The organism is Streptomyces saintjeani (genome assembly GCF_055409605.1).
This window is the reverse complement of record NZ_CP189624.1, coordinates 1,005,182-1,019,458: the sequence shown is the minus strand read 5'-3', so window position 1 is coordinate 1,019,458 and position 14,277 is coordinate 1,005,182. Positions and strand designations below refer to the sequence as shown.

The following is a 14,277-nucleotide window of genomic DNA, read 5'->3' as shown; positions in this document are numbered from 1 at the left end:
GGCCCTTGTTCGTTGTCAGGCGTGGCAGGTCACGTCCCCGGCCGGAAGCCGTCCGCTCGCCAGATACGCGCGCACCCCGTCGTCCGCGCAGGCGTTCCCGTACACCCCGAACACCGCGTGCTGCGCCGGGCCGGCCAGCGTGATCAGCCGCGACGACGGCCAGTTGCGGCGCTGGGCCACCGCGCCCGCGTACGTGGTGCGCGGATCGCCGGTCGCGTTCACCAGGAGCGCCGGGAAGTCGTCCCGGACCGCCGTCGGGGTCTCGCGCGGGGCGGGCCAGAAGGCGCAGGGGCCGATGTTGCGGGTCATGGGGGCGAAGAGGGGGTCCGTCAGCCGGCCGCGCTCGATGTCGCGCCGGTACGCCTCGGGGTCGCGTTCCGTGGGGACGTCGCCGCAGAGGATCGCCGACTGGACGCTTCCGTACGACGACTCGTCGCCGGTCAGGATGAACTTCAGTGTCTCCAGCAGTGCGGGGGACGGGTCGGCCGGGCCGCCCTGCGTGGCCAAGTCCCTTACGGATCGCGCGAGTTCGCCGTACGCCTGGTCGTTGTCCTGGGAGAGGCCGGTGAGCAGGAGCATCGGGACGACGCGTTCGTCGACTTCGTACGGGCCCACGGTCAGCGGCTCGCGGGTCGCCGCTGCCTGGATGCGGTCGACTGTCCTGAGTACGGCGTCGGTTGTGGCGCCCAGTCCGTACGTCGCGTGCCTGGTCGCCGTCCACCGCGCCCAGTCCCTCAGCGCGGCCCGGTTCTCCGGCTCGGCCACGCGCAGGAGGCGGGGGGAGTAGCGGGCCGGGTCGATGACGCCGTCCAGGACCATGCGGTCGACGCGGGCCGGGAACATCGTCGCGTACACCTCGCCCAGGTAACTGCCGTACGAGTAGCCCAGGTACGAGACCTTGCGCTCGCCCAGCGCCGCGCGGATCACGTCCATGTCGCGGGCGGTGTTGCGGGTCGTCGCGTACGGGAGGACGTCCCCGGCGTTCTTGTGGCACAGGGCGGCGAGGTCGCGCGCGAAGCCGGCGTCGAACTTCGCCGGGGCGCTCCAAAGGGACGTGCCTGTGGGCCACTCGCAGTCCAGCGGCGTGCTGCGGCCGACGAAACGGGGGTCGACGCCGACGACGTCGTACCGGCCCGCGATCCCCTTCAACTCCCCGTGGATCCACGGCGCGTCACCGATCGTGGAGCCGCCCGGGCCGCCGCCGTTCAGCAGTAACGGGCCGATGCGGTGGGCGGTGTCGGTGCCCCGGATACGGGATATCGCTACGGTGACGGTCCGGCCGCCGGGGTCCGCGTAGTCCAACGGCACAGTGACATCTGCGCACTTGGCCCCGGCCTGCGCCAACTCCTTCCCGGTGGTGTCGTCCGGGCCCGTCACACAGCTCTTCCAGTCGAGCCGCTGCTCGTGGAAGCGGGCCAAGGGGTCGGTGGCGGCCGACGCGGTGAGGGGGAGCGCGGCGAGGGCTAGTGCGGAACAGAGGGCAACTCGGGTTCGTACGGCGAAAGTTGTCACGCGACCCCACGCTAGAGACCGCGAGCGGCCCGGACACTCCGGCGGTCCCGCCGACCCACCCGGGTGCCAACCCCCTTGTGTACGGCCCCCGTTGCCGGTAACACCACATGCCGGAGACGGCCGAGTCAGCGCGCCCCTCACCCTTGAGCCGGAGGCGCCCGAAAAGCGCCCCCGGTCCCTGGATTCACTCGCCCTTCGGGCCCGCCTGCTGGACCACCTCGAAAGACCACAGCGTCGACGCCGACGACGCCGGCTTCGGGCGTTCGCCGCCCGCCCCGCCCTGGTGGGCCTGCTTCATCGGGCCCTCCATCCATGCCTGGAAGGACTCCTCGTCCCGCCAGCGGGTGTAGACGAGGTACTCCTCCGTACCCTCCAGCGGGCGGAGGAGCTCGAACCACTCGAAGCCGTCGGAGTTCTCCACCGCGTGCGCGCGGCCCGCGAAGCGCTTCTCCAGGGTCTCGCGCTGTTCCGCCGGGACCGTCAGTACGTTGATCTTGACTACGCTCATGCGCTCATCCTGCCTGCCACGTGCGGCGCACCGGCACACCGGCCCCCGGATCACGACATGCGGGGCACGGGGGGCTGCCCGACACTGTGAGCCCGGGGGCCGCACGTGAGGAGCGTTCCGCATGGCCTCGTTGCTCTACCGCCTGGGCAGACTGGCATTCCGGCGGCGCTGGTACGTGGCGCTGCTGTGGATCCTGGTGCTGGTGGGCCTCGGCGCGGCGTCCGCGCAGGCACCCGAGGCCCCGAACACCGCCTTCTCCGCCCCCGGCATCGAGGCGCAGCGTGCCTTCGACCTGATGGACAAGAGGTTCCCCGGCGCCCAGGCGAACGGTGCGACCGCACGCGTCGTCTTCGTGGCGCCCAAGGGCGAGAAGGTCACGTCGGAAGAGAACAGGGCGGCGATCGACAAGGCCGTCACCCAGGCGGCGGCCGGACAGCAGGTCGCCTCGGCGGTGGGCCCCTTCCAGGTGGGAGCCGTCAGCAAGGACGGCTCGACGGCGTACGCGACGGTCACCTACACGGTCGCCCCCGACGACCTCACGGACACCGCGAAGAACACCCTCAGGAACGCCGCGAAGGGCGCGCGGGACGCGGGCCTGACCGTCGAGACCGGCGGCACGGCGCTCGCGGACTCCCCGAGCCCGGGCGGCGTCGGCGAGGTCATCGGCATCGTCGTAGCAGCCGTCGTTCTCCTGGTCACCTTCGGCTCGCTGGCCGCCGCCGGTCTCCCGCTGCTCACGGCGGTGCTCGGCGTCGGGATCAGCATGACCGCGATCACCCTCCTGGCCGGCACGTTCGGCCTCACCTCGACGAGCAGCACCCTCGCCACGATGCTGGGCCTGGCCTGCGGCATCGACTACGCCCTGTTCGTCCTGTCCCGCTACCGGGAGGAACGCGCCAACGGCCACACCGAACAGGACGCGGCAGGACTCGCCGTCGGCACCGCCGGTTCCGCCGTCGTCTTCGCGGGCCTCACCGTCGTCATCGCCCTGGCCGGCCTGTCCGTCGTCGGCATCCCGATGCTCACCAAGATGGGCCTGTGCGCGGCGGGCGCGGTCGTCCTCGCCGTCCTCGTCTGCCTGACGATGACCCCGGCGCTGATCGGGTTCTGGCCGCGTGCCGTGCTCTCGCGGCGCTACCGGCTCACCGGGCGGCGCGTGCAGGGCGTGTTCGGCAACCGGGGCAGCCGGTGGGCGGAGTTCGTGCAGCGCCATCCCTTCCCGGTCCGGTTCACCGCGATGGCCGGCCTGATCGTGCTGGCGATCCCCGTGCTGAGCCTCCAGCTCGGGATGCCCGGCGACGAGGTCAAGTCGACCGCGACCAGCGAACGCCGCGCCTACGACGACCTCGCCAGGGGCTTCGGCCCCGGCTTCAACGGCCCGCTGACGATCGTCGTCGACGCGGAGAAGGCGGGCGACGCGAAGACCGCCGTCACCACGATCGAGAACCGGGTCAAGGCGACGAAGGGCGTCGTCTCGGTCACCGCGCCCCGCTTCAACAAGGCCGGTGACACCGCCGTCTTCTCCGCCGTCTCCGCCTGGTCGCCGACCGACAAGAAGACCGAGGACCTCGTCCACACCATCCGCGACCACCGCTCGCGGGCGGTCGCCGGGACCGGCGCGACCTTCGAGGTCACCGGCTCGACCGCGCTCAACATCGACGTCGCCCAGAAGGTCCAGCGCGCCCTGATCCCGTACCTGGTCGTCGTGGTCGGGCTCGCGGTCCTCCTGCTGCTGATGGTCTTCCGGTCGATCTTCATCCCGCTGAAGGCGGCGCTGGGCTTCCTGCTCTCGGTGCTCGCCGCGCTCGGCTGCGTCGTCGCCGTCTTCCAGTGGGGCTGGGGCGCCTCGCTCCTCGGCGTCGAGTCGACCGGCCCGATCATGAGCATGATGCCGATCTTCCTCGTCGGCATCGTCTTCGGCCTCGCGATGGACTACGAGGTGTTCCTCGTCTCCCGCATCCGGGAGGCGTACGTCCACGGCCAGGGCGCCGGCGAGTCCATCACCACCGGGTTCCGCTACAGCGCCCGGGTCGTGGCCGCCGCCGCGCTCATCATGATCTCGGTCTTCGCCGGGTTCGTCACCGCCGACGAGTCCATGATCAAGATGATCGGCTTCGGGCTCGCCGTCGCCGTCCTCTTCGACGCGTTCGTGGTCCGCATGGCCTTCGTCCCCGGCGTCCTCGCCCTCCTCGGCGACAGGGTCGCCTGGCTCCCGAAGTGGCTCGACCGCCTCCTCCCGCACCTCGACGTGGAGGGCGAGGCCCTCAGCCGCGCCCACCCCGCGCCGACCCCGCAGGCGGGGACCGGACAACCCGACTGACGGTCGGCGCGACCCGTACGGCCGAGGCTCCCGTCCAGCGCAGCAGCGTCGTCCCCCACGTCACCCCGCCGCCGAACGCGATGATGACGACCAGGTCGCCCGCGTGCAGCCGCCCTTCGGACGCCGCCTTCGCCAGCGCGTAAGGGATGTTCGCGGCGCCGATGTTGCCCACCTCGTGCCCCACGACGACGAGTTGACGATCCGTCACCCCCATGTCGCGGGCCGCCTGTTGGAGCAGGACCGGGTTCGGCTGGTGGGTGACGACGAGGGCGACGTCGTCCAGGGTGACCCGGCCCTGGCCCAGCGCGTGGGCGAGCATGCGGGGGAACACGTCGAGGATGAAGTCACGAACTCCCTTGCCGTTCATGGTGATGTGCTGGGCTCCGAGGGGCGCGGGGAGCCGGCTGCCGCCTGCCGCGATCATCGCGTGGTCCGCGTACCGGCCGTCCGAGCCGAGCGTGAACGCGCCGAAACCCTGGCCCTCGGCGACCGGACCGAGGAGCGTCGCCGCCGCGCCGTCCCCGAACAGGGAGGCGGTGGCGCGGTCGGTGGGGTCGACGAACTTGGAGTACGCCTCCACGCCGACGACCGCCGCGTACCTGGCCGAGCTGTCGCCGGTGAGCCAGTCGCGGGCCACCCGGGCTCCGAACAGCCAGCCCGAACAGGCCGCCGTGACGTCCAGCGCGACCGCGTGCCGGGCGCCGGTGAGGGCCTGTACCCGGCAGGCCGTCGCGGGGCCCAGCTCGTCCGGCGTGGAGGTCGCGACGACGATCACATCGAGCTGCCCGGCCTCCAGGTCGGCCGCCGCGAGGGCCGACTTGAGGGCCGCCGCGCCCAGGTCCGACGCGGCCTCGTCCGGGGCGGCGGCGTGCCGGGCGAGCACGCCCGTTCTGCCGGCGATCCACTCCGCCGAGACTCCGGCCAGCTCGGCGACCTCGGCGTTCGTACGGCGCCGGGCGGGGAGGTAGGAGCCGGTGCCGATGATGCCTATGGAGGCGTTCATCATTCAGCCTTCCGAAGAGGGAGCTTTCCGAACGGGAGTTCTCGAACAGGGGCCTTGCGAACACAGGGGCCTTGCGAACGGTGCCGGGGAGCCGGTGGGGCGACCCGTCCGGCGCCGCCCCCTCGTTCTCGCACAGCACCCCGACGGCGTGCGAGGCACACGCGAAGCAGTACGGCTCACTTCACCCGGCCCGCGAGCCGGGGGCGCACCCACCGGGGCGCCCCCGGCGGGCCGGGGTCGCAGGGGCGTCCGCGCGCGCCGCAATGCCGACCACGCGTCCTTTACATGCGGCGAGCAGGTGGTTTGACTTGGGGACGATCTCTCCTTCCCCCACCTCTCTCCTGCCCGTCGGGCGGTCCCAGGCGTTCCCGGCGGACGCGTCACCCGCGTACGACTGCTGCGTCTCACCATGCCGACCACGAAAGGCAGTTGACGTTGAGCACCCTCATGCTCGTCCCGCCCGAGGACCAGGTGGCCGACTATCTCAGCGACCGGGTCGACACCGACGCCGGGCAGCCGGTGCGCCGGCGGCGGCTCACGGACGTGCGGGAGGCGTTCGTGGCCGCCGCGCTCCCGCCCGGCAGCCCGGTCCTCATCGCCGTCCCCGACCCGCACACCCAGCTCACCGCGTTCCTCGCCGCCCACTACGCGGGCCTCGTGCCCGTCCTGCTGCCCCGCGCCTGCCCCGAGCACCGGCGCCGCATCATCGCCGACGCGCTCGGCGCCGCCGCGCTCGCGACGACCACCCCCGACCTCGTCGTACGCCGCATAGCCACCGCCCACCCGCACGCCTACGAACCCGGCCAGGCGATCGTCATGACCTCCGCGACCTCCGGGACGGCCGGCGGCTGTCTGCACCGGGTCGCCGCACTGTTCGACAACGCGCGCCGGCACGCGGACGCGATCGGGCTGCGCGGCACCGACACCGTCTGGCTCAACCTGCCGCTGCACTACTCCTTCGCGCTGGTCGCGCAGGCCCTCGCCGGGATCGCGACCGGCGCGCGGCTCGTGCTCAGCGGCCCCCCGTTCGCGCCCGGCGCCTACCGCGAGGGCCTGCGCCGGCACGGCGTGACCGTGTCCTCGCTGTCCCCGTCCCTGGTCCGCTCGTTCCTCGACGACACCTACGAACTCCCCTCCCCCTTACGGGTGCTGACCGTCGGCGGCGACTCCCTGGAGGCCACCCACGTCAAGGAACTCCTGGCCCGGCACCGGGGCGGCGAGCTGTACCTCACGTACGGCCTCACCGAGGCGGGCCCGCGCGTCTCCACCCTCGCCGCGCACCGCGCACCCCCCGAGCGCTACACCTCCGTCGGCCTCCCCCTGCCCGGCGTCGAGGTCGCCGTGCGCGGCGAGGGCGTCAGAGGCGAACTCCTGGTCACGACGCCGAGCGCGATGGTCCGGCGCGTGGGCCACGGGACCGCCGGACGGCGGGGGCTGGTCGCGGCCGACACGGTCGCCACGGGGGACGTCTTCCGCGTCGACGAGAGCGGACACCTGTTCTTCTGCGGACGCATCGCCGACTTCGTCGTCATCAACGGGGACCGCGTATCCCTGCGCTGGGTACGGGAGTTGGTGGGCGCGCTGCCGGGGGTGCTGCATGTGCGGACCGAGATCGTGCAGACCGACACCGGCCGTGGCGGGATCGGCCGGCAGCGGTACCGGCTGCACGTCACCGCGCGGGAGGCCAGCCAGACGATCCGCGATCAGGTGACGCGGCGGCTGAAGGAGGTGCTGCTCAGGGTGGAGTTCCCGTGCGACGTGGTGGTACGGGAGCCTCGGGCCAACGAGTTCGCGAAGTGATCCCAGAGGGCGCTGGCGTAGTCGGGGGCGCCGAGCGGGGGAGCGGCATCCTGGCTGTCGAACTCGTCGATCAGGGCGGGTAGTTGCGGCATCAGCTCCTCGCACAGCCGGTCGATCGCCTGCGGGAGCGCGCGTACGTCGTCCGGGCCGAGAACGCCGGTCGCGACGAGGCGGCCCGCCGCGCGGTCGGCCTGGAGGAGGCCGTACAGGACGGCGAGGGGGTGACCGGTGAGCGCACGCGCCAGCAGCGAAGCCGCCGCCGCCTCGCCGAGGTCCCTGAGGCGCGGGAGGTCGCCGGGTACGGCGTCCGCCGCGAGCCGCAGTTCCTGCGCGCGGGCCACGCCCGGCCACCAGCCCGGGTCGGTCAACCCGCCCGGGATCACCGGCTCTTCGCCGCTCACGCCGAGCCCCGCCCGCCCCGTGTCCACGAAGATCAGCGCGTTGTCCCCGCCCGCCACGGTGAACGCCTGCGCGGCCCCGAGATACCCCTCCAACAGGTTGACGTCGAGAAACCCGGCGAGTCCGCAGTGCCGCCGGCACACCTCGACGACCCGTACGGCCTCCTCCGTCGCCCCGGCCTTCAGCAGCGCGAGCGACGCGTCCACGGCGACCCACGGCGAGAGCGCGGCCTTGGGCGCGGCGGAGCCCGACGCCTTCCGCCGCCACGCCTTCAGCGCCGCGTCCGCCGCGCACGACAGCGCGTACGCCCCCGACAACGCCCCCAACAGGGCCCGCTGATGCGTGAGATGGTCCAGCAGCGCCGCCCCCGACGGCGTCGTACGGCGCTCCGCGAACCGGAGCGCGGTGACCGCCGCCCGCCGGGACATCGCGGCCATCGCGGAGGGAACCGTCGCCCACAGCGCCTGCCCCACGGACAGGGTCCGCCGCAGCCGCGCGCCGGGTGAGCCCACGGGATCGGTGAACCGTCCGTCCGGGTCGATCCACGCCCCGTCCGACAGCCAACGCCCGTACGGCACCCGGCAGTTCCGGAACCGGATCAGCCCGTACGCCAGCGGCAGCGCGCTCGCCGTCAGCGGCCCCGAGATCTCCACGCCCGGCGCCGCCCGCTCGCCGTCGGTGAGGTCGACGAGGAACGCGAACGTCCCCCGGTCCACCCCCTCGACGACAGCCCGCGCGATGACCGCGCCGTACGTCGGCGGCCCGTCGGGCGTCACGCTGGAGAACTTGAGGGCGTCCGCGTCCGGGGTGTCGAGCACGAACTCCCGTGTCATGACGTCGAATTCGGCGGTCGTCCGCGCCCCGAGGTGACTGCCCGCGCGCCCCACCTCCGTCACCAGGAACACGCCCTTGGCCACGCCCCCCTCCAGCGCCGCCCGGTACGGCTTGAGACAGGCGTCGTCCATGCCGAAGCTGACGACCGCGTTGAGGCACAGGACGTAGTGGTTGACCAACGCCATGTACAGCGCGGGCTGCCGGACCGCCGCCTCGGCCTGGACCTCGGCCAACCGGTCGATGTCGCCCAGGAGTCGCCCGGCGTCGCCCAGAACCGCCGCGCGCCGCAACAGGGCTGACGCCACGTCATGTTCACCGGCCATGCGGCACCCCCGTGACCCACGCGAACCCGTCCACCGTCGCCACGTCCTCCTGCGCGAACAACTCCCGCGCGCTGCGGGTGAGCGCGCTCCCCGTACCGGCCTCCAGCAGCATCGCCGGACCGCCGTCCACCGACTGCCGCAGCACCCCCGGCAGCCGGGCGGGCCGCGTCAGGCCGTACGACAGGACCTCGCGCACGTCGTCGTCCGGGCGGTACGCCCTGCCCAACAGGGACGAGTAGACGGGAAGTTGAGCCACCTCGACCCGGACGTCCCGGATGGCGTCGACGAACTGCCGGGCGTCGTCCTCCAGTTCGGGGTGGTGGCACAGGAACGGCAGCCGGAGCCGGACGGCCGGCAGGGCGAGGCCGAGGAGGAGCTGCTCGGCGAGGCCGACCGCGTCCGAGGAGCCGGTGAGGATGACGCGGCGGTCGTCGTTGACGCAGGCCAGCGTCAGGCCGGGGAGGTCCAGGGCGGCCAGGAGCCGGTGCGCCTCGGCCTCCAGGTCGCCGTCCGTCACCGGGGGTTCGACCAGGAGCATGCCGCCGGGGTGGCCGGTCAGCGCGCGGGCCACCAGGCAGGCGACGCGCGTGCCGTCCGCGACGTCCAGGATGCCCGCCGCGACGCAGGCCGCGATGTCGCCGAAGCTCATCCCGACCACCCGGTCCGGGGCGAGACCCGAACGGCACAGCGCCCTGTGCACGGCGACCGAGCACGCGAACAGCGCGTACTGCGGCGTCCCCACCGGGCCGTCCGCCAGCTCCCGCGAACTCCTCAACTCCCCGCTCAGCAGCCGGGAGACGACCGGCGCCACCCCGAACTCCCCGGCCACCGGGTCGCCTTCGGCGGCGACCTCCTCCAGCGCCTCCTCCACGACGTCCTGCGCGTCCAGCGCTCTGAGCAGCGGCGCCAGTGTGAAATCCCCCTGCCCGGCGAAGGCGTGGACCACCATCCGATCGCTCACCACGGCGACTCCCAACTCGGCCGACTGTGTCTCTGAGACCTCAGCACAGCGCCGACCGGCGGTGGCAGAGCGCGCGGCGGCACAGGGGAGCGACGAGGGCGCGCACGCCGGACTTCACGAAGGTCGCGGCACGTGCGCCCCGCTCACACGGCCCCGTTCACGCAGCCCCGCTCACACAGCCCCGTTCACACCGGCCCGAGGAACCGGATGTGCGGCCGTCCGTCCGGCGCCTCGTCGGTGACCGCCGCGCGCACCCCGTACACGTCCGCCACGAGCGACTCCGTCAGGACCTCGCGGGGAGTGCCGGTCGCGACGACGTGGCCCTGTTTGAGGACGGCGAGGCGGTCGCAGTACATCGCCGCGAGGTTGAGGTCGTGCAGGGCGACGATCGTGGTGACCTTCAGCTCCGTGATCAGGGCCATCAGGGCCAACTGGTGCTGGATGTCCAGGTGGTTGGTGGGTTCGTCGAGAAGGAGTTCGCGGGGGTCCTGCGCGAGCGCGCGGGCGATGTGCACCCGCTGGCGCTCGCCTCCCGACAGGGAGTGCCACGGGCGGTCCGCCTTGTCGGTGAGGCCGGTGCGCTCCAGCGCCGTACGGACCGCGTCCTCGTCGCCCGGCGCGGCCGGGGTCCACGCGCGGCGGTGCGGGATCCGGCCGAGACGTACGACGTCCACGACCGTCAACGCGACCTGGGTGTCCGCCTGTTGCTCGACGATGGCGACCCGGCGGGCGAGCTGCCGGCGGCCCACCTCGGCGAGGGCGCGGCCGTCCAGGGTGACCGCGCCGGTGTCGGGGGTGAGGACGCCCGCGAGGATGCGCAGGAGCGTGGACTTGCCGGAGCCGTTCGGGCCGAGGAGGCCGGTGACCCGGCCGGGGCGGGGGGTGAGGGTGACGCCGTCGAGGATGAGGGTGCCGCCCGCCCTGCGGGAGACACGGTCCGCGTGCAGGCCGGTCATCGCGCGCCCTTCGTCCGGTACAGCACCGCCACGAACGCCGGGACCCCGATCAGGGACGTCACGACCCCCACCGGGACCTCCTGCGGGGCCAGCACCGTGCGGGCCAGCGTGTCCACCCAGACCAGGAACACCGCGCCCGCCAGCGCCGTCGCCGGGAGGAGGCGGGTGTGGCCGGGGCCGGTGAGCGCGCGGGTCGCGTGCGGGAGGACCAGGCCGACGAAGCCGATCGCACCCGCCGAGCTGACCAGGGCCGCCGTCAGCAGGGCCGTCGTACAGAGCAGGATCAGGCGGGTACGGGCCACCGAGACGCCCAGCGACATCGCCGCGTCCTGGCCGAACGCGAACGCGTCCAGCGTGCGGGCCCGGCCGACGCAGACCAGCAGCGCCGCCGCGAGGATCGCCGTACCGACGGCGACGTCCGTCCAGTCCGCGCCGCTCAGCGAGCCCAGCAGCCAGAACAGGATGCCCCTCGTGGTCTCCGCGTCCGCCGCCGTCATCACGATGAACGACGTCAGCGCCGAGAAGAGCTGCATCGCCGCGACCCCCGCGAGGACCACCCGGTCCGTCGTACCGCCCAGCGTGTGGCTCAGCAGCAGGACCAGGCCGAACGACAGCACCGCGCCGATGAACGCGCCGCCCGACACCGAGATCAGGCCGCCGCCCGCGCCGAGGACGACGATGACGACCGCGCCCGTCGACGCGCCCGAGGAGACGCCGAGGACGAAGGGGTCCGCGAGCGGATTGCGCAGCAGCGACTGCATCACCGCGCCGCACACCGCGAGCCCGGCGCCGCACACCGCCGCCAGGAGCGTGCGCGGGAGGCGCAGGTTCCACACGATGCCGTCCCGCAGGGGGCTCAACTCCGTGTGGCCCCAGCCCAGATGGGACGCGACCGACGCCCACACGTCCGCGACCGCGATGTCCGCCGGGCCGATCGTGATCGCCAGCGCGACCGACGCGGCCAGCAGCGCGAGGCCGCCCGCACCCAGCAGGAGACCCCGGGTCACTTGCCGAGGCCGTACGTCCGCAGCGCCGCCGCGACCTTCTCGATGCCCTCGACCGTACGGATCGTGGGGTTCATGGCCTGGCCCGACAGCAGGACGTAGCGCTTCTCCTTCACCGCCGTCATGTTCTTCGTCGCCGGGTTCGACTCCAGGAACTCGATCTTCTTCGCGGCCGTCTCCGCCGTCTGCTGCTTGCGGGTGAGGTCGCCGATCACCAGGACCGCCGGGTCGCGGTCCGCCACCGTCTCCCAACTCACCTGCGGCCATTCGTCCTTGGTGTCGTCGAAGACGTTCTTCGCGCCCAGCGCGCGGGTGATGACGCCGGGGGCTCCGCAACAGCCCGCGAGGTAGGGGGACTGGGAGTTCGCGAACCAGTAGAGCAGGGTGACGTCTTGGGCCTTCAGCCCCGAAGTCGCCTTCTGTACGCGTGCCTTGAGGTCCGCGACCAGCTTCTCGCCGCGCTCCTCGACGCCGAAGATCCTTGCCAGGTCCAGGACTTCGCCGTAGATCGTGTCGATCGACAGCGGCTGCGTGCGGGCACCGTCGCCGTCCCCGTCGTTGTCCTTGCCGACACAGTCCGAGGGGGACAGGTACGTCGGCACGCCCAGCTTCTCGAACTGGTCCCTCGGGGCCACGCCACCCTTGCCGAGCGTCGACGCGAACGAGGCCGCCACGAAGTCCGGTTCCGCGTCCAGGACCGTCTCCAGCGAAGGGGCGTTGTCCGCGAGGCGCTCGACCTTCGCGTTCTCCTTCTCCAGGCCCTTGGACACCGGGTCCGTCCAGGTCGCCGTGCCGGCCATGCGGTCCGCGAGGCCCAGGGAGAGCATGATCTCCGTGGTGCCCTGGTTGAGGGAGACCGCGCGCTTGGGCGGGCTGTCGACGGTGACCTTCCGGCCGCAGTTGGTGAGGGTGACGGCGTCGGTCGCGGACGCCTTCTCGTCGGAGGAGGACGTTCCGCACCCCGCGACGAGGACAGCGGATGCAAGGGCCAGTACGGCAGGACGTGCGAGTCGCACAGAGCTTCCTTCGGCGTCGAGGGCTCGTACGCGAAGCCCGGTCGTACGGTCGCACCCCCGACCGCGTCTCCGGCCGGAGGCCGCCAGCAGGTCTTCGGACTCGGGATCGTCCAGCCGGGACGCCTTCCCGGACGAACCGTCCAGTGGCCTTGCTGTCCCGCCCGTCACCCTCACCGCTGCGCGTCAGCTCCGGAGTTCCACCGGATTCCCTGACCTCGTGCGTTCACGTGGACGCACGTGGGTTCGACTGGCCCTGGGAAGTTATCACGCGGGGGAGGGGGCGCGGGTTCTCACCCCTGCTCGCTCTCCCACTCCCGCGCCAGCATCGCGTACACGTACTCGCTGCCCCAGCTCTCCCCGTTGAGGTCGTTCTCGATCAAGTGGGCCTCGCGGCGCATGCCGAGACGCTCGGCGATGCGTACGGAACCGGTGTTCAGGGTGTCGATGCGGGCGTAGAGGCGGTGGGTGCGCAGCTCGCCGAAGGCCAGGACGGTTCCCGCGCGGGCCGCCTCCGTGGCGTAACCCCGGCCGCTGTGCGCGGGGTTGAAGACCCAGCCGATCTCGGTCTGCCGGGCGTTCGCGCTCGCCAGCTTGAGAACGATCTCCCCCACGACCCCGGGTTCGCCTCGCCGGCACACCGCCAGGACCAGACTGTCGCCGTCCTCGCTCCAGGACGACCCCTTGGCGCGGCGGGCCAGACTCTCGGCGCACTGCTCCCGGCCGAGCGGCGGCCGGTACAGATAACGCGCGACCTCGGGCAGCCCTTGGTACGCGTACAGGTCGTCGAGATCGTCCGGGGTGAAGAGGCGGAGGTGGAGGCGGTCGGTGGTGAGGGAGGTCATCGGAGCAACGTAACTCCCGGGGAACGACCGGCGCTTCGGGTTTTCCCCAGGCGCCGGGTGAGCGCCTCCCGGAACGTCGGGCCGGTCGTCCCCGCCCTCGGCGAACCGATAGACCGACGGACTCCAGCTCACGCATCCCCCTCGGCCGTCATCCTCCTCCGCCACCGCATCTCGCCCTCGTGCCACTCCCCGGTGGCCACGAGCCCCGCCCCCGCCGCCACGGCAGCGGACGCGGCGTGCTCGGGGTGGACATGCGCGACGACCGTACGCACCGACATCCCGCCGAGCCACCCCACCAGCCCCCGAGCCGCCTCACCCGCGATCCCCCGTCCCTGCCACGGCGTCCCCACGACCCACGCGACCTCGGCGAGGAGTCCTTCGGCGGAGTTCGTGACCGTTGCCTGAACCGTGCCGACCAGACACCCCTTCTCCCGGAGCCGGACCACCCAGTTCAGCCAGGAGACGTCCGGCTCGGGAGACCCTGTGACCAAGCGTCCGTACCGCGCCCGCAGTTCGTCCACCGTCTGCGGCGCCCCGCCGATGAACGCGTGCAACGCCGGGTCGGCCAGCACCTCCGCCATCTCCTCGGCGTACTCGACCCGCAGCGGCAGCAGCTCCAGCCGCGCGGTACGGACCGGCTCCGCCGACATCCCGTTCACCCCTCACGTCTCCTGTCCTGTCGTCGGACCCCGATCGTAGGGGGAACACACACCATGGACCTGTGTACGGCGATCCCCGCATCCCCGAAGCGATCGAACGCGTCGGACCGCTCGGTGAGGATCTCGCCGTCGATCACCGG

The 14,277-nt window shown here is 72.6% G+C and carries 12 protein-coding genes and 1 riboswitch; of the genes, 2 read left to right on the top strand and 10 right to left on the bottom strand.

What is annotated here, in order from left to right:
* Positions 1–15: 15 nt before the first annotated feature.
* Together ACQCO7_RS04650 and ACQCO7_RS04645 are read right to left on the bottom strand one after the other, a co-directional pair.
* Complete coding sequence (locus ACQCO7_RS04650) at positions 16–1,512, bottom strand: alpha/beta hydrolase (protein ID WP_464070594.1); 1,497 nt, start codon at positions 1,510–1,512, stop codon at positions 16–18.
* A 184-nt stretch (positions 1,513–1,696) separates the two neighbouring features.
* The gene (locus tag ACQCO7_RS04645) at positions 1,697–2,020 is read right to left on the bottom strand and encodes an antibiotic biosynthesis monooxygenase family protein (RefSeq protein WP_075736808.1); all 324 of its coding nucleotides are present in this window, start codon (positions 2,018–2,020) and stop codon (positions 1,697–1,699) included.
* A gap of 121 nt (positions 2,021–2,141) precedes the next feature.
* Between ACQCO7_RS04645 and ACQCO7_RS04640 the strand changes: the two genes are divergently transcribed.
* The gene (locus tag ACQCO7_RS04640; RefSeq protein ID WP_464070593.1) at positions 2,142–4,340 is read left to right on the top strand and encodes an MMPL family transporter; all 2,199 of its coding nucleotides are present in this window, start codon (positions 2,142–2,144) and stop codon (positions 4,338–4,340) included.
* On the opposite strand, the gene ACQCO7_RS04635 is transcribed toward ACQCO7_RS04640, so the two are convergent.
* A complete protein-coding gene (locus ACQCO7_RS04635) occupies positions 4,285–5,346 on the bottom strand; it encodes a 3-oxoacyl-ACP synthase III family protein (protein ID WP_464070592.1) in 1,062 nt (353 codons plus the stop codon). The two genes, ACQCO7_RS04640 and ACQCO7_RS04635, sit on opposite strands and share 56 nt — an antisense overlap.
* A gap of 426 nt (positions 5,347–5,772) precedes the next feature.
* Here ACQCO7_RS04635 and ACQCO7_RS04630 point away from each other — a divergent pair, with 426 nt between their 5' ends.
* Positions 5,773–7,143, top strand: a complete 1,371-nt coding sequence (locus ACQCO7_RS04630) for a class I adenylate-forming enzyme family protein (RefSeq protein ID WP_464070591.1) — start codon at positions 5,773–5,775, stop codon at positions 7,141–7,143.
* Here the strand turns inward: ACQCO7_RS04630 and ACQCO7_RS04625 are convergent.
* The 7 genes from ACQCO7_RS04625 to ACQCO7_RS04595 all read right to left on the bottom strand — a co-directional run bounded on the left by ACQCO7_RS04625 (position 7,047) and on the right by ACQCO7_RS04595 (position 14,128).
* Positions 7,047–8,699, bottom strand: a complete 1,653-nt coding sequence (locus ACQCO7_RS04625) for an acyl-CoA dehydrogenase family protein (RefSeq protein WP_464070590.1) — start codon at positions 8,697–8,699, stop codon at positions 7,047–7,049. The genes ACQCO7_RS04630 and ACQCO7_RS04625 overlap by 97 nt on opposite strands.
* Positions 8,689–9,660: an ACP S-malonyltransferase gene (locus ACQCO7_RS04620; RefSeq protein WP_464070589.1), complete on the bottom strand. Its 972-nt coding sequence runs from the start codon at positions 9,658–9,660 to the stop codon at positions 8,689–8,691. Before ACQCO7_RS04620 ends, ACQCO7_RS04625 begins: the two co-directional genes overlap by 11 nt.
* Before the next feature lie 185 nt (positions 9,661–9,845).
* Positions 9,846–10,616, bottom strand: coding sequence for an ABC transporter ATP-binding protein (locus tag ACQCO7_RS04615; RefSeq protein ID WP_464070588.1), 771 nt, complete (start codon positions 10,614–10,616; stop codon positions 9,846–9,848).
* Complete coding sequence (locus tag ACQCO7_RS04610) at positions 10,613–11,623, bottom strand: FecCD family ABC transporter permease (RefSeq protein WP_464070587.1); 1,011 nt, start codon at positions 11,621–11,623, stop codon at positions 10,613–10,615. Before ACQCO7_RS04610 ends, ACQCO7_RS04615 begins: the two co-directional genes overlap by 4 nt.
* Entirely contained in the window at positions 11,620–12,636 is a 1,017-nt protein-coding gene (locus tag ACQCO7_RS04605; protein ID WP_464070586.1) for an ABC transporter substrate-binding protein, read from the bottom strand. Before ACQCO7_RS04605 ends, ACQCO7_RS04610 begins: the two co-directional genes overlap by 4 nt.
* A gap of 86 nt (positions 12,637–12,722) precedes the next feature.
* Positions 12,723–12,869: riboswitch (cobalamin riboswitch) on the bottom strand.
* Positions 12,870–12,926: 57 nt separating this feature from the next.
* Positions 12,927–13,478 (bottom strand): GNAT family N-acetyltransferase, encoded by a 552-nt coding sequence (locus ACQCO7_RS04600; protein ID WP_464070585.1) that lies wholly within the window; start codon positions 13,476–13,478, stop codon positions 12,927–12,929.
* Positions 13,479–13,606: 128 nt separating this feature from the next.
* Positions 13,607–14,128, bottom strand: a complete 522-nt coding sequence (locus ACQCO7_RS04595) for a GNAT family N-acetyltransferase (protein WP_464077146.1) — start codon at positions 14,126–14,128, stop codon at positions 13,607–13,609.
* Between the last annotated feature and the right edge of the window lie 149 nt (positions 14,129–14,277).

Bases quoted from the DNA above. Each gene is read 5' to 3' on its own strand.
- ACQCO7_RS04645 (WP_075736808.1), bottom strand. From the start codon at position 2,020: ATGAGCGTAGTCAAGATCAACGTACTGACGGTCCCGGCGGAACAGCGC.
- ACQCO7_RS04640 (WP_464070593.1), top strand. From the start codon at position 2,142: ATGGCCTCGTTGCTCTACCGCCTGGGCAGACTGGCATTCCGGCGGCGC.
- ACQCO7_RS04635 (WP_464070592.1), bottom strand. From the start codon at position 5,346: ATGATGAACGCCTCCATAGGCATCATCGGCACCGGCTCCTACCTCCCC.
- ACQCO7_RS04625 (WP_464070590.1), bottom strand. From the start codon at position 8,699: ATGGCCGGTGAACATGACGTGGCGTCAGCCCTGTTGCGGCGCGCGGCG.
- ACQCO7_RS04615 (WP_464070588.1), bottom strand. From the start codon at position 10,616: ATGACCGGCCTGCACGCGGACCGTGTCTCCCGCAGGGCGGGCGGCACC.
- ACQCO7_RS04600 (WP_464070585.1), bottom strand. From the start codon at position 13,478: ATGACCTCCCTCACCACCGACCGCCTCCACCTCCGCCTCTTCACCCCG.
- ACQCO7_RS04595 (WP_464077146.1), bottom strand. From the start codon at position 14,128: ATGTCGGCGGAGCCGGTCCGTACCGCGCGGCTGGAGCTGCTGCCGCTG.